The sequence below is a fragment of the Paenibacillus sp. TAF43_2 genome, from assembly GCF_052113545.1.
GTDB lineage: Bacteria > Bacillota > Bacilli > Paenibacillales > Paenibacillaceae > Pristimantibacillus.
Genome location: NZ_JBFRDK010000195.1, coordinates 1 through 15,318, shown reverse-complemented (window position 1 = coordinate 15,318; position 15,318 = coordinate 1). Strand labels below are relative to the sequence as shown.

At 41.0% G+C, this 15,318-nt stretch carries 16 protein-coding genes and 1 pseudogene; 16 read left to right on the top strand and 1 reads right to left on the bottom strand.

Annotated elements, in window-relative coordinates; genetic code table 11:
• The 13 genes and pseudogenes from AB4Z17_RS28205 to AB4Z17_RS28145 form a co-directional block, all read left to right on the top strand.
• Positions 1–875 (top strand): D-arabinono-1,4-lactone oxidase (locus tag AB4Z17_RS28205; RefSeq protein ID WP_441963505.1); only part of this gene is annotated, 875 nt, incomplete at its 5' end.
• A gap of 74 nt (positions 876–949) precedes the next feature.
• Complete coding sequence (locus AB4Z17_RS28200; protein ID WP_441963503.1) at positions 950–1,429, top strand: SRPBCC family protein; 480 nt, start codon at positions 950–952, stop codon at positions 1,427–1,429.
• Positions 1,430–1,525: 96 nt separating this feature from the next.
• Entirely contained in the window at positions 1,526–1,837 is a 312-nt protein-coding gene (locus tag AB4Z17_RS28195; protein ID WP_441963501.1) for an ArsR/SmtB family transcription factor, read from the top strand.
• Positions 1,838–3,051: 1,214 nt separating this feature from the next.
• Complete coding sequence (locus AB4Z17_RS28190; protein ID WP_441963500.1) at positions 3,052–3,366, top strand: hypothetical protein; 315 nt, start codon at positions 3,052–3,054, stop codon at positions 3,364–3,366.
• Positions 3,367–3,507: 141 nt separating this feature from the next.
• Positions 3,508–3,666 carry a hypothetical protein gene (locus tag AB4Z17_RS28185; RefSeq protein WP_441963498.1) on the top strand — a complete coding sequence of 53 codons (159 nt, stop codon included), beginning with the start codon at positions 3,508–3,510 and terminating at the stop codon, positions 3,664–3,666.
• 17 nt (positions 3,667–3,683) lie between these two features.
• Complete coding sequence (locus AB4Z17_RS28180) at positions 3,684–4,130, top strand: dienelactone hydrolase family protein (RefSeq protein WP_441963496.1); 447 nt, start codon at positions 3,684–3,686, stop codon at positions 4,128–4,130.
• A 418-nt stretch (positions 4,131–4,548) separates the two neighbouring features.
• Positions 4,549–7,164: a phosphoenolpyruvate synthase gene (gene ppsA / locus AB4Z17_RS28175; protein WP_441963494.1), complete on the top strand. Its 2,616-nt coding sequence runs from the start codon at positions 4,549–4,551 to the stop codon at positions 7,162–7,164.
• A 47-nt stretch (positions 7,165–7,211) separates the two neighbouring features.
• A complete protein-coding gene (locus tag AB4Z17_RS28170; protein ID WP_441963492.1) occupies positions 7,212–7,841 on the top strand; it encodes a class I SAM-dependent methyltransferase in 630 nt (209 codons plus the stop codon).
• Positions 7,842–8,099: 258 nt separating this feature from the next.
• Entirely contained in the window at positions 8,100–9,443 is a 1,344-nt protein-coding gene (locus tag AB4Z17_RS28165) for an FAD-binding oxidoreductase (RefSeq protein WP_441963490.1), read from the top strand.
• 250 nt (positions 9,444–9,693) lie between these two features.
• Entirely contained in the window at positions 9,694–10,023 is a 330-nt protein-coding gene (locus AB4Z17_RS28160) for a PadR family transcriptional regulator (RefSeq protein ID WP_076266038.1), read from the top strand.
• A gap of 13 nt (positions 10,024–10,036) precedes the next feature.
• Positions 10,037–10,903 carry a pentapeptide repeat-containing protein gene (locus AB4Z17_RS28155; protein ID WP_441963488.1) on the top strand — a complete coding sequence of 289 codons (867 nt, stop codon included), beginning with the start codon at positions 10,037–10,039 and terminating at the stop codon, positions 10,901–10,903.
• A gap of 78 nt (positions 10,904–10,981) precedes the next feature.
• A pseudogene (locus AB4Z17_RS28150) lies at positions 10,982–11,554 on the top strand (ABC transporter ATP-binding protein); the annotation flags it as partial.
• The gene (locus AB4Z17_RS28145) at positions 11,555–12,322 is read left to right on the top strand and encodes an ABC transporter permease (protein ID WP_441963486.1); all 768 of its coding nucleotides are present in this window, start codon (positions 11,555–11,557) and stop codon (positions 12,320–12,322) included.
• Positions 12,323–12,435: 113 nt separating this feature from the next.
• On the opposite strand, the gene AB4Z17_RS28140 is transcribed toward AB4Z17_RS28145, so the two are convergent.
• Positions 12,436–13,788 carry an MATE family efflux transporter gene (locus tag AB4Z17_RS28140; protein ID WP_441963484.1) on the bottom strand — a complete coding sequence of 451 codons (1,353 nt, stop codon included), beginning with the start codon at positions 13,786–13,788 and terminating at the stop codon, positions 12,436–12,438.
• Positions 13,789–13,926: 138 nt separating this feature from the next.
• Here AB4Z17_RS28140 and AB4Z17_RS28135 point away from each other — a divergent pair, with 138 nt between their 5' ends.
• From AB4Z17_RS28135 to AB4Z17_RS28125, 3 genes are all read left to right on the top strand, one after another.
• Entirely contained in the window at positions 13,927–14,607 is a 681-nt protein-coding gene (locus AB4Z17_RS28135) for a TetR/AcrR family transcriptional regulator (protein WP_441963483.1), read from the top strand.
• 190 nt (positions 14,608–14,797) lie between these two features.
• The gene (locus tag AB4Z17_RS28130) at positions 14,798–15,028 is read left to right on the top strand and encodes a hypothetical protein (RefSeq protein WP_441963482.1); all 231 of its coding nucleotides are present in this window, start codon (positions 14,798–14,800) and stop codon (positions 15,026–15,028) included.
• A 93-nt stretch (positions 15,029–15,121) separates the two neighbouring features.
• A partial coding sequence (locus AB4Z17_RS28125; RefSeq protein WP_441963480.1) for a hypothetical protein occupies positions 15,122–15,318 on the top strand: 197 nt, incomplete at its 3' end.

The following is a 15,318-nucleotide window of genomic DNA, read 5'->3' as shown; positions in this document are numbered from 1 at the left end:
CCATGGAAGTTGTCAAAGCGGATGGGAATAAGGTCGTATTCTCCCGTGATCAAGAAGATGGGCTTTTTGCTGGGGCGGTAGTGGGGCTAGGAGGGCTCGGGGTTATTACGAAAGTTACTCTAGATATAATCCCCACATTCCAGATGAGTCAATATGTATTTGATCATTTGCCTTTAGATCAACTTAATGACCATTTTGACGAAATATTCTCTAGCGCTTATAGTGTYAGTCTTTTTACGGATTGGAAAACGTCTACATTCAATCAAGTCTGGCAAAAGCGTAAGTTACCAGATCTTGAACACGCTGAAGTGGAATCTGAATTTTTTGGCGCCAAGCTCGCAAGTGTACCACGCCATCCAGTGCCAGGTTATTCTGCAGAGAATTGCAGTGAGCAGCTTGGTATTCCGGGGCCATGGCATGAAAGGCTACCGCACTTCCGCATGGATTTCACGCCAAGTGCCGGAGAGGAACTACAGAGTGAATATTTTGTGCCGCGCAAAGATGCTTATCAAGCACTATGTGCGATTGACCGGATACGTGATTACATATCGCCACATCTTTATGTGTCAGAAGTTCGTACGATTGCAGAAGACAATTTGTGGATGAGTCCTTGTTATAAGCAGGAATCCGTTGCTTTTCACTTTACATGGAAGGCGGATTGGGAGGCGGTCCGACAAATCCTTCCGATGATCGAGGAACAAATTGCGCCTTTCCATGCTCGCCCACATTGGGCAAAGCTGTTTGCCACGCCGCCTGCCCATCTTCAATCATTATATGAGAAGTTGCCTGACTTTCGGCAATTACTACTTCAAAACGACCCTCAAGGAAAGTTTTGCAACGACTTCTTGAGAAACTACATTATGGAGAAATATTAATTCCTTTACAGTTATATAACCATATAGTAATGTATAAAATATAATATGGTAATTATAACACTGGAGGGGATTGAATGGACGGTAAACTTCTACAATATGAAGGAAGAAGTGTAGTTCGGTTCGAGCGTTTTCTGAATCATCCGATAGAAAAAGTATGGAGAGCGATAACTAGTCCCAATCAGATTGTCAATTGGTTAACTGCGCATGCTGAATTTGATCTGATCGTTAACGGAAAGATTACATTTCGTTGGGAGAATGGGGATCTGGTACATGGAAAGTTCATTATGGTCAATCCCCCAAATGAGCTCGAGTACACTTGGATAGAGAAGTCTTCAGGAGAATCAGTGGTTCGATGGGAGCTGCATGACGATGATAAAGGATGCCATCTTCACCTGACTCATACGTTTTACGAGCCCGCTGAAGTTGCTGATTTTCTGGCAGGCTGGCATGTGCATCTAGACATGATTGATATGATTCTTCATGAAAAGCATGTCGACTTCCCTTCGGATCTTTTTAAAGAGTTGCGCAAGAAATATGATTCGATAATGAATTGAGTTGTAAAGGAAGACAATGCTGATGCTCTTGGAGCGATTAGCAAATCAAATTAAAATCCATTGTCGGTTGCGCATTCGAGTGGAGAGGACCAAGTGATGAGTAATAATATATTTGAAGTTTTGTCGGAACCGCACAGACGGTCTATCTTGGATCTATTGCGCATTCGCGAGCGATCAGTTGGGGAACTTGTAGATAAGTGTCAATTGAGTCAACCGGGCGTTTCTAAGCATCTAAGAGTATTGCGAGAAGCTGGATTGGTTGAGGTACGATCTGTATCCCAAAAAAACATCTATTCCTTACGCCCAGAGCCGCTTCAAGAAGTCGATAAGTGGCTGGAGTCATATCGTCATTTCTGGTCCAGCAAGCTTGACGATCTCCAGTCATTCCTTGATCAAGAAGAAGAATAGATACTTGATTAGAACTTACATTGACCATGATAAAGTCAGGAGATTATCCTGGCTTTTTCTGTGTTACAACATAGATAAAGACAAAGATTCGAAATGATACATTTTTTACAAGTAAAAAGTAGAACAAGAGGAGAACTTTAATGGAAAAAATCGATTCTTATTGAACTAACGGAAAGCTAAGAACAATGATAATTGTGGATGAGCAGGCGCTTCGGCGGTCTGCTTATTTTTTTATCTTAACAAGTAGTGGAGCAAGAAGTAAGACGGGGTACTATTAATGATAGAACTATTCATTACGACGGGAATGGGGATATAATTCAGGAAACAATAACACTTTTTTAGCAATTTTCGCTTCTTGTCCTTAAGAATTAGAATAATTCATGAGGCTAACAAATAACACAAAGTAAATTTTTCATATTGAAAATTTCAATTGGGATGAAGGGGGAGTACCGTTGGAGAGAGTTCATGATGCTGCATTAAATAGTTTCTGGGTTGCAGTGGTTGTTTCGTTGATCCTTATGTGTTTTTATCCGCTGAGCTTCTTAATTGAGGTCCATATGATGTTCTTTGTGTACGTGCTCCTATTGTTGATATTGTCACTGTGGATATTAATTCTTTTGTGCTTATGCCCTGCTTTTTATTTAATTGATCTGTTATTCAGAATTAAAAAAAGGAGATTATTTTCKTCCATGCTTGCTCACGCATTTACCGGGTTGATGATTTCCACAATGATTTATTCCCTCTGTGTAGGTAAATTACAATGGAATTACTTCTACTGCGTACCCGGAATCCTAAGCGGCTTTTTGTTCCCAGTAATGGAGCGTTGGAATTGAACTAGATAAGAAAAATACGAGTAAGTATCAATATTGTTAGCTGATAAGCTATCGCTCAAATGATCATTTTAATCGGAAATAAAACCAAACATTAATGCCTGATTTACTAAATGATCCAATATTTACAAATTTGTTTATAGTTGATAATATTCAGGCTACAGGATGAGATAGCGGAGGACCAAATATCCTTATAAAGGTTAAAGTTTTTCTAAAAAGAGTCTTATAGAGTCTCATTTCTTGCTTTTGCAGAAAGGATTGAACTACTTGAAGCCTATTATCATATTATGTATATTTCTTCTGTTCGTAATGGGATGTCGAAGCAAAGAGGACAAGTCAATAATTAAGGAGGTTTCGTMCGAATCCATTACAGTTCGAGTCAAAGTGGAAAGAGAAGAAGCATCGAAAATTAAAATTCACACCGAATTGGTGAATACAGGTGATAGTTCAATTGGGATCATCCATGGTGACCCTTTGACTGGAGCAGTCGTCGGAGAGCGATCTAATCGCCCAGATATTATTTATAGTTTTGTTGGTATCTCAAAGTCATTAGCTAACAATGAAGTATACAGTTTCGATAAGGACAAAATGATTAATATTACACCTGAAGATCAAATTCTTTACACTCAAACCATATTTTCGATTAATGGTGAAAGTAAGACCATAGAATTAAATATTAATTTAGATGAAGTTGATTGAAAGGTATCTTTGAATTCCTAATTCAAAACTTTAATATTGGAGGCGTGTATTTATGAACTATTTTATAATAACCGGCACATCAAGAGGAATTGGACAAGAACTCAAGACCAAGCAACCTTCCCATCTGCACAACTATTCGGAATGGCCAAAGATGCCGGCATGCTGACGACACCAGAAGAAACCGCACAACAAATAATAGCGTTTTTGTTTACAGAGCATTTTGAACATGGTGCTATCGTTGATATTTATGACTATTCGAAGCTTCAACAACATGTTGACACTCAAAACAAAAACAATTAACAAAGGCGGCTGAAATAATGATTAGCATAATTAACGGTTCTGAAACTTTAATCATAGTCATTCATGAAATCTATGGCATTAACCGTCATATGCAACATATTTGTCAATCACTAGCGGATCATGGTTTTGATGTTTTTCTTGCCGGATTTAGCGTAGGAGCAACAACTGCATGGTTATGTTCAGAGGAACCAGAGGTTGATGGGATAGCAGCATACTATGGTTCACGCATTAGAAACTACACGGAATTATTGCCTAAATGTCCAACGATACTATTTTTCCCACAAGAAGAATTGTCGTTTCATGTAGATGATTTAATTTCGATTTTAAGAAAAAACGATGCGAATGAAATCCATAAATTCAGCGGACAACACGGCTTCAGTGACCCGTATTCTAGCAAATACAATGAACAATCCGCACAAATGGCCTTTTCTGAGATGACAGGCTTTTTCCATAACATAGAATGATTTTGATAGGAAGCAATACACTTGGTTGTTTGTATGTGATTTTATAGCTGCCTGTTAACGGAGTTTAACTTTAAGAGTGCTATCATAGGTAATTTTACAGTAACTTTTTCATTATTGGATCGATAGAGTGGAAGAGAACAATTCATATCCTATTAGGACTAGAAGGTGATATGAAGTGACGGAGTTCGGCACGAACTGTGCTTTTTTAATGCAATTAGATTAGAGGGAATCAAAAAAGAACCTGGATAATTTCATCAGGTTCTAAACATTTGCATATAAACAAGCACGATGATATAATCATTTCACGTCTTTCAAAATAAATGTGAACATAAATGTTACATCTTACAATTTTATTGTATCATGCTGATAAGCTCTTGTCAAATCTTTTTCTCAATTTATTGGATAGGAGAGATATTGAATGAGTACTTTAGTTCTCGGTTTTCAGGAAATGGAAAAAACGCAATTTTCACTCGTTGGAGGAAAAGGGTTGAATTTAGGGGAATTATCAAAAATCGAAGAAATTCAAGTACCAGAGGGATTTTGCGTTACAACTGAAGTTTATCAAAGAGCCTTCGAGCATAACGAAACGTACCATGCATTGTTGGATCAACTGACAACGTTAAAAATAGTAGATCGAGACCAGATTGGTGAAATCAGCAGAAAGATTCGACAAATCATTATGGAGGTAGAAATCCCTTCTGAAGTTGTAAATGCAATTACTCACTATCTCTCACAATTTGGTGATGAACATGCTTATGCCGTACGTTCTAGTGCGACTGCTGAAGATTTACCACATGCTTCTTTTGCTGGACAGCATGACACCTATTTAAATATCATCGGCAAAGAAGCAATCATTCAGTATATCAGTAAATGTTGGGCATCTCTATTTACGGATCGCGCGGTAATCTACCGTATGCAAAATGGATTTGACCACAGTCAAATTTATTTATCCGTTATCGTTCAAAGGATGGTTTTCCCACAGGCTTCGGGCATTTTATTTACTGCTGATCCGATCAGCTCTAACCGAAAGCTGCTCTCCATCGATGCCAGCTTTGGACTTGGAGAAGCGTTGGTTTCTGGCCTAATTTCTGCCGATTGTTATATCGTACAAGGAGGGGAAATCGTCAACAAAAGGATAGCAACCAAAGAAGTGGCTATCTATGGATTAAAAGAAGGAGGAACAGAGACAAAGCAAATTGATCCTAATCTACAGGATACACAAACACTTACTGAACAACAAATTTTACGATTGGCACTCATCGGAAGACAGATCGAAGCTTATTTTGGTTGTCCACAAGATATTGAATGGTGTTTGGCCCATGATACATTTTATATTGTACAAAGTCGTCCAATCACAACGTTGTACCCGATCCCTGAAGCAAATGATAAAGAAAATCATGTCTATGTTTCAGTTGGTCATCAACAAATGATGACCGACCCCATGAAACCGCTAGGACTGTCTTTCTACCTGTTAACGACCCCAGCAACCATGCGAACAGCTGGTGGAAGATTGTTTGTTGATATCACACATAGCCTGGCTTCCCCTGTCAGTAGCAATATTGTAATAGATGCCTTGGGAAAATCCGATCCCCTCATAAAAGACGCGCTTATGACTATCGTAGAGCGAGAAGATTTTATAAAATCAACTCCTGATGTTAAACAAGTACCCAGTCCCATTAAAAGCWGTAAAGCTAAGACGTTTTCCGATATTCAAGCACAAATCGAAAATAACCCGACAATCGTTTCTGATTTAATTAAAAGTAGTCAAATATCGATAGAAGAGTTAAAACAAAACATCCAAACGAAATCAGGATCAGATTTATTTGATTATATTTTAGAAGATATCCAGCAATTAAAGAAAATTCTATTTAACCCACAAAGTTCGGCTGTAATTATGACTGGGATGGATGCTTCATCATGGATTAATGAAAAAATGAACAAGTGGTTAGGTGAAAAAAATGCAGCAGATACGCTTTCGCAATCTGTACCAAACAATATTACTTCGACAATGGGTCTGGCGCTAATGGATGTCGCTGATGTGATTCGTCCTTATCCAGAAGTAATTGATTATTTGCAACATGTAAAAGAAGATAACTTTTTGGATGATCTGGTTAAGCTTAACGGTGGGAAGGAGACTCAAGACGCTATCTCTGCTTATCTCGACAAATATGGGATGCGATGTGCCGGTGAAATCGATATGACTAAAACTCGTTGGAGTGAAAAACCAATTACACTTGTCTCGATGATTCTAGCCAACATCAAAAACTTTGAGCCTAATGCTGGCAATCGAAAATTCGAGCAAGGGCGACAGGAAGCTTTGGAAAAAGAACAAGAGTTATTAGACCGATTAAAACAATTACCGGATGGTAATCAAAAAGCCGCAGAGACCAAACAAATGATCAGCTTAATCCAAAATTTCAGCGGGTATCGTGAATATCCAAAATACGGTATGATTAGTCGATATTTCGTATATAAGCAAGCTTTATTGAATGAAGCCGAACAGCTCGTACAAGCGGGCATTATTCATGAAAAAGATGATGTATACTATCTTACTTTTGAAGAATTTCGCGATGTCGTAGCCACAAATCTATTGGATTACCAGATCATCAACATTCGAAAAGACGAATACAAACGATATGAAAAACTGACTCCTCCACGTGTTATTACATCTGATGGCGAAATCATTACAGGGAAGTATGAACGGGAAAATCTCCCAACCGACGCTATTGCCGGTCTGCCTGTTTCTTCTGGAGTAATCGAGGGACGAGCACGTGTTATCTTAAGTATGGAGGATGCTGACTTAGAAGATGGAGATATTTTAGTCACTTCCTTTACTGACCCTGGCTGGACACCTTTGTTTGTATCCATTAAAGGGCTAGTTACCGAAGTTGGTGGGCTGATGACTCATGGGGCAGTTATCGCGCGTGAGTATGGCTTACCAGCAGTAGTTGGGGTGGAGAATGCTACCACATTAATAAAAGATGGACAACGAATACGCGTACATGGAACTGAAGGGTATATCGAAATATTGTAATGACTATCAAGATAACATTTCATTTAAGACATTAAGGAGATAGAGATATGACGGAATTTTGGGAGTCAAGTTTTATAGAAAAACAAACGATGTGGGGATTTGAACCTACAGACTCCGCAATCGCAACAAAGGACTTTTTCCTTGAAAAGAATGTTAAGGACATACTGATTCCAGGTATTGGTTATGGCAGAAATGCAAAGGTTTTTATTGACAATGGAATAATGGTGACAGGTATAGAAATTTCAAAAACAGCGATTGATTTGGCGAAGGAAAACGGGCTTGATATTACTATTTTACATGGCTCAGTAACGGATATGCCCTTTGATAACAAGCTCTATGATGGTATATTTAGCCATGCGCTTATTCACTTATTGGATAATCGCGAGAGAGAAAAATTTATTCAAGATTGTTATGATCAGTTAAAGCCAAATGGATATTTGGTTTTTACAACGGTTTCACAAAAAGCCCCGATGTTTGGCAAGGGTAAACAATTGGATAAAGACTATTTCGAGATAATGGAAGGCGTGAAAATGTATTTTTATGATGCTGACTCCATAAAACAGGATTTTGAAAAATATGGACTGGTAGAGATTTCAGAAATTGACGAGCCAAATAAGAACACAAAAAATGCACCTCCAATCCATTTTTTAATAATAAAGTGCAAGAAAACATCGTAATGATACTCTTGTATTTTCAATCAAACAGTGACAGTCTAGGACATTATTTATAGGTCCATGACTGTCACTGTTTTTAGTTTGGAACAGTAACAAGAACAGCAACAACTTGTAAAATAACAAATAATAAAAACCATGATCATTCGAGATCTGCTTTATATATACTTTATCAGCTGTAGTCTATACCAACCGGTTACACCCATCATACGATACATGGCAACTGTCTAAATTGCGGGAGAAATGAACAAAGGAGTTGGATACATGAAATCAATAACAAAACTTACGGGGCGAGTGATTTTCAAGGAAAACCCTGGTTATGAAGCGGCTCGTAAGAATTGGGATCCTCATACCGACAGATTTCCAAAAGTTTTTGTTTTTGCCCAAAGAACACAGGATGTTGCAAACGCTATAAGATGGGCTCGCAAAAATAATGTTCCCATTCGCCCGAGAAGTGGACGACACGCCTTGGAGACCAACCTTTCTCAAGTTAACGGAGGCATTGTCATCGATGTTAGCGAAATGAAGAAAATCAAATTAAATAAAAAATGCAGAACTGTTGTGGTTGAGTCGGGCAATCGGGTAGGAAGAGTCGTAAACAAACTGGYACAGCAAGGATTTATCGCACCGTTTGGTGATAGTCCCTCGGTTGGTATCGGCGGAATTACACTAGGTGGAGGGATTGGTCCACTCCAAAGGACGACTGGCCTCATTAGCGACAATCTAATTGGAGTAGAAATGGTTGACGCTAAGGGAAGAGTAATCCGGGCAAACAAAAAACGCAATTCCGATCTCCTATGGGCTTCCCGCGGTGGAGGAGGCGGTAACTTTGGCGTATACACAAAATACAAATTCAAAGTACTGCGTGCTCCAGCCAAAGCTACCGTCTTCAGCGTTACGTGGCCATGGGAGCAGTTCGAAAAAGTCGTAAAGAAATGGCAAGTCTGGGCTCCTAATGCCAGCACCAGATTGGGCAGCGAATTAAGTGTCGGTCCCAAAAAAGGTGGAAATGTTAGCATGCTCGGTCTGTTTCTYGGATCTAAAACGGAAGCCCTGCGTCAATTAGAGCCTATTCTAAGCGTGGGGACGCCTACGAAAAAAACCATCCGATTGTTGCCATATATTGAAGCTACAAAGTTTTTGTTAGCTCCCGATCCAGTGCTGACACAAAAGTTCAGCAACCAGTTTTCCAGCGGCTTCGGCAGACGTCCTTTTCCAGATAAGGCCTATAAAGTTATGCGCGAGTTTCTAGAAAACGCCGAGGGAGGGACTCCGGCCGGCTTCTTCTTCCTTAACTGGGGTGGTGCCATAAGCCGTATCGCACCTAAAGCCACAGCATTCTACTGGCGTAAGGCTCAATTTTATGTCGAATGGAACAGCTCATGGGTTAAGCCATCTCATGCCGCAAAGAATATCGCCTTAGCACGGAACACAAGGCATAAGCTGCAGCCATATATAGTAGGTTCCTATATCAATGTACCAGACCAAGGTATCAAATGTTCTGGTCCTGTTTATTATGGTAAAAACTTTCCTAGGCTGCGTAGAGTAAAAGCTAAGTATGATCCAAATAATGTGTTCAACAATCCTCAAAGTATTCCACCGGCTTGAATGAGAATGAATTGAAATAGAGTACTTTCTCACAGTTAAGTTGTGGGGGATATCATGTCACATGACATGCAGCAAAGACACACAAGTTAACTAACCGCGTGAACCCAAGGGGAGCCTTGGGTTCATTTTTCATTTTACAACTAAAATCGATATGGCTAGGCTTCCGTAACCACAGAGAAAGTAATTTGATTAAAACAGTACCTTGACAGTCATAGTAGTGTGTCGTATTATACAGTTGCGGGGTGATTAAATGAGTGAGAACAAAATTACATCCGACCTGCTGCGCGGACATACCGATACGATGATATTGCGACTATTATCCGAAGCTGATCGCTACGGATACGAAATTGTCAAATTGATCGCGGAGCGCTCGGGCGGTGAGTATGAACTAAAAGAAGCGACCATGTATTCCAGTGTCAGACGTCTTGAGACAGACGGTGATATCGAGTGGTATTGGGGCGATGAATCACAGGGCGGACGGCGCAAATATTTTAGAATTACCGAGAAGGGCAAGGAAACATATGCCCGCAACAATAGCAACTGGGAGTATGCAAAACGCGTGCTTGAAAACTTACTATAGGAGGTTTGATGTGATGAATCAGAAATTGACGAATTATTTGAACGACGTTTTTACGCCATACGATGGGGTGAAAAGCGTCACCGAATTAAAAGCCGACCTGCTCTCCGATTTACAGGAGAGGTACCGTGAACTTATAGCTGAGGGCAAAGACGATGAAACAGCGTTTAATAAGACCATTGAGAGCATCGGCGACATCGAGGAAACGATACTGGAAGTCGCCAATCTCTCCCGCTCGCTGGAGAGGCAAGTACTGACAAATTTTAACGCGAGCAATTTGCCAAAGAGTGACTTTGCAGGTGTAATTGCGCATAAAGGAAATTTCACATCAAGTGCATTACACGGCTCTGACTTTGCAGGTGCAGACTTGACAGGAAGCACCTTTAAGAGCAGCGACATTCGTGAAGCCAATTTTAACGGCGCAAATCTGACCGACTGTACCCTATCTGTCAATGATCTTTCCAATGCGAGCTTCAATAAATCGATCCTTGTACGCACCAACTTCAGCATTTCGGGGATGGAAGGAGCAAAATTCACAGGCGTAAAACTGACCGATGTCACGCTAAACAAGATCGACCTTAAAAAAACAATCTTTGAAGGTTGTATCTTTGACGGCGTGGACTTCAAATATTGTGACCTGAGTGGGCTGTGTCTAGACGGGCAAACCTTTATCGGCGTTAAGTTTGACAAGTCTGCTATAAATGAAGTTTCGTTTAAGGGCGCTACACTCAAGAATGTTTCTTTTCAAGCATTTTTTTCCTTGACTAATAAGTATTACCGCTCCATCAAAACCATCTGCTTTGACGACGCAGTCATGGATAAGCTGACCTATGCTGCGCTTAAAGGTATGGGAGCCGAATTGTCTAAAGTTACAGTTCGATAAGGAGGGGATAAACATGAAAAACAAGTCAATTCAAGTTATAGGTCTGCAAAAGTCTTACAAAGAGCTTGCCGTCCTTTCGTTGAGGGATTCGATGTGGCGTCCAATCCTGATCATGTGAGGCAGGCGATTAGTTTAACCGGACAATTTGCCGCCGTGGACGAACTAATGACCGGACGAGAAAATCTAATCATGATTGCCAAACTACGATACCTGAGTAATCCGCGGCAAGTTGCGGACGACTTGCTTAAACGTTTTGGCCTTACAGACGCCGCCAACCGCAGGGTATCTACTTATTCAGGTGGGATGCGCCGCAGGCTCGACATCGCATTAAGCTTTGTAGGGAAACCGCGGGTCATTTTCCTCGATGAGCCGACCACTGGCCTTGATCCCGAGGCTCGCATGGAGGTTTGGAAGATCGTGAAGGAGCTTGCAGACAGCGGCACTACGGTATTCCTAACTACGCAGTATTTGGAAGAGGCGGAACAGCTCGCTGACCGAATTGCGATTCTGCACAAGGGTAAAATCATCGCCAGCGGCACGCTTTTGGAGCTAAAAAAGATGTTTCCATCAACGAAAGTGGAGTATATTGAAAAGCAGCCGACATTAGAAGAGATATTCCTCTCCATTATTGGCAAGAAGGAGGGAGCATAAATGGAAACGGTAAAAAAACATTTTTTTAACGATTTGGGTGTTAGGCTCGGACGTTCCATGCGCCATATTTCCCGCAGTATGGACACCATCGTTACGGTTTGTATCACTCCGATTGCGATGATGCTGCTGTTCGTCTATGTTTTTGGTGGTGCAATTCAAACCGGTACTGATAACTATGTCAATTATCTATTGCCCGGAATACTGCTCATTGCGATAGCTAGCGGGATATCCTACACGGCTTTTCGTCTGTTTACCGATGTGCAGCGAGGTATTTTCGAGCGGTTTCATTCCATGCCGATTTCGCGTTCTACCTTACTATGGGGGCATGTGCTGACCTCACTGGTATCCAATGCTATCTCGGTTGTCGTTATCATTCTCGTAGCGTTGATTATGGGTTTTCGTTCTTCGGCTGGGATACTAGACTGGCTTGCAGTAGCTGGCATACTTATGCTGTTTACGCTGGCATTAACCTGGGTCGCTGCCATTGCAGGATTGTTGGCAAAATCGGTGGATGGGGCAAGCGCTTTTTCCTACCCGATAATCTTCCTTCCGTTTATTAGCTCGGCATTTGTGCCGACCGAATCAATGCCTTCGGTTGTTCGTGCCTTTGCTGAAAACCAACCGGTAACCTCGATCGTTGAAGCCATTCGCGCGTTGCTTTCAAACCAACCGGTGGGCAATGAATTATGGATTGCGCTTGCGTGGTGCGTTGGGATTTTGCTTGTAGCCTATTTCTTTGCAATGAGGGTTTATAAAAAGCGGTTTTAATTGAAGAAGTGCGACCCAGTACTGAATTGGTACTGGGTTTAATTTACGGTTTGATCCGAAGAAAGGCAAGATCAGGGAGTGCCCTTATCCTGCCTCATGAGTATTATTCGTTACTAGTGCACTAAACTTTCCAAATCCGGCTGCAATTTATTCCGTAGGACATACAGCATGATGGCTCCAACAAGGAACGCGACGGCATCCGCTATGACAAGCGACCAGACCACCCCATGAAAGCCATTCAAGCGATTAGCTATAAACAACACAGGAATCAAAGTAACACCTTGAATAATTGACATAATAAACGCGGCGGTTCCTTGCGCTGTTGCTTGGAAGATTCCCGTAAACAACGAGGTCATTCCTGTAATGAACAAGGATAAGAACGTCACATGCAGAATGTAGCTGCCCATTTCAATTAATTGCGGGTCATTCGTAAATAAACCAATTAAATGGTCGGAAATCAGATAGACAATAACTCCGAACACGACTGCTAACGCAAGAACCACTTTAATTGTGAATGTAATGGTATGCTTCATGCGTAATTTATTCGCTGTAAAAGAGAAAGCAATCATCGGCACAACTCCCTCACATAATCCCATCAGAATAAACTCTGGAAATTGCAGCAAACGCGATGAAATTCCGAACCCCGCTATAGCTTGCTCCCCATATTCAACAAGAAAATGGTTAAAGATGAGTGACATTGCTCCCATGAAGATACTCATAACAAAAACGGGAACTCCGATTTTGAATACATTGCTTAGAATGTCCTTGGTAGCCTTAAACCATTTTATAGAAATGGTCAAAAATTGGCTTTTATATCTTATATGAAAAGCGTAGTACATGCTCGCAACCAAATTAGAAATGACTGTAGCAGACGCAACGCCGATTACGTCCCAATGGAAAACGAAGATGACTAGCGCATCTAAAATAATATTTACGACAACACTGATAATCATACCGATCATCGACGTGGTAGCTGACCCCTCCGAGCGCACAATATTCTCCAGCGTGAAAAATAATACGACGATTGGCGAACCAATAAGCATTATCGTGACATAGTCCTTTGTAAATCCGAAGGAGTCAGGCGTTGCCCCCAGGCCATGGACGATTGGATCAATCAACGGGAGGCTAACGGCCGTCACGATAAGACCGAGAACTAAACTGCTGTAAAAGGCAAATGAAGATACATGCTTAACATCATCATATTTTTTCTCACCCAGCAACCGAGAGATGAAGGCTCCGCTACCAATGCCAATCAAGTTGCCTAGTGCCATAATCGCCGCGAATAAAGGCAAGGTGAGTGCGAGTGCAGTCAACATGGCAGTATTGTGGAGAGTACCAAGGAAATAGGCATTCAAGATGGAGTATATGACACTCATTGACATGCCTAACATCATCGGTATAGCGAAGTGAGCTACAGCTTTTGAGACGGGTGCTTTTTCGAAATAATGGAGGTTTTCTGTATCCATGTGAATCACTTCTTTCTTTATTTATTTTGATCATCAATCTAACAGTGTTAGTTTGTATCTTACAGTGTTAGATGATATCATGAACCTATGAACCTGTAAAGCATAAACTTACACTGTTAGATAAAAGGGCGGATACCGATGAAAAAAAAGCAGCCTCAGATTTCGGAGGATAAGATTTTGGAAACCTCATGGGAGCTTCTTGAAGAGGACGGAATTGAGAAATTTAGCATGAGACGCTTGGCCGATCGTCTGGGCATTCAGGCTCCCTCTCTGTACTGGTATTTCAAGAGCAAGCAGAATCTCTACCAGCGCCTGGCCAACCAAGTATCGAAGATCATTTTGGAGGAGTTTCACTCTGAGGGGGATTGGAGGGAGCAGCTAGCGGAATTTGCGGTAACCTTACGGAGTGTGCTCAGCCGATATCCCTGCTCCACGCAGCTCATGATGTTGACGCTGCCCCACGAACCAGACATGATCCGGTTCACCAACCGAATGCTGCTCTGCATGGAATCGACGCCACTTAAGCAAGAGCAAAAATTACAAGCCGTTCTTACGCTGGTGAACTATGTCTTCTACTTCGTTCTGGACAATTATCAGCATCAGCGCGTTGTATCTACTATGCTTGAGGAGCAGGGAGGGCTTCGTGCTGGAGAAATAACCAGTCTTTTGGACTCCATGACCGAGACAGATGCGGGAGTGTTTCGAGGGATGTACAAAAATGGGCTATTCAATCTGATAGGGACCGACGGAGCTTTTGAATTCGGCATGCAGCTGATTCTGAAGGGGATTGAGCAGGTGATAAAGGATCAGGATAGGTAGTATAGTATTGTAAAACACACTCATCTGGATATTGGATGGGCGGATTCATTGAACTTTATATATAACTCTACGGCAGCCCGTTAAGCTAACAGGCAAGACAGTCGAACAATAGTGACTAATAAAAGGTTTTATTAGGTACGATTACATTTTGAGGAAAGGTGATATAAAGGTGATCTACAAAGGGATATTCTTGGCTTACGTAATCATCCAAAATATTTATTTTCTCATTACACAACCGGAAAAATATAAACTATGGATATCAGTATTTAATATATTTATAGGTGCGATAATGACAATAATGGCTGTTTTTTATTATTTTGATGCTTATAAACCTAAAGTTGGTCCAGTAGGAAATGGTCCCAATCCTGATTTAATTTTGACTAATTTTCTAGGCATGATATTTACGGGAGGCTGCTTTTAAATTATCGGTTTAACCGGTGTTCACATTAAAAGAAAGCTGAAGCACAAGAAATAATAGGAGTAGCTATTCCTAGAGATTAATAGTGGGATAGAAGTGGTTGATTCATTTGTAGGCGGGACATTTCCAGCACTGACTGCTCTGAATGGGGAAAGTGTGAATCCATTGCAGATTTACATACAAATTGGATCATATCTTTGGTTCAAGTGTATGATGGCATTGCTTATTTATAGCCTGGCATCTGTATTTCTCTTAAAAAACAGCTCAAAAATGCACAATGGACAGAGCAGAAT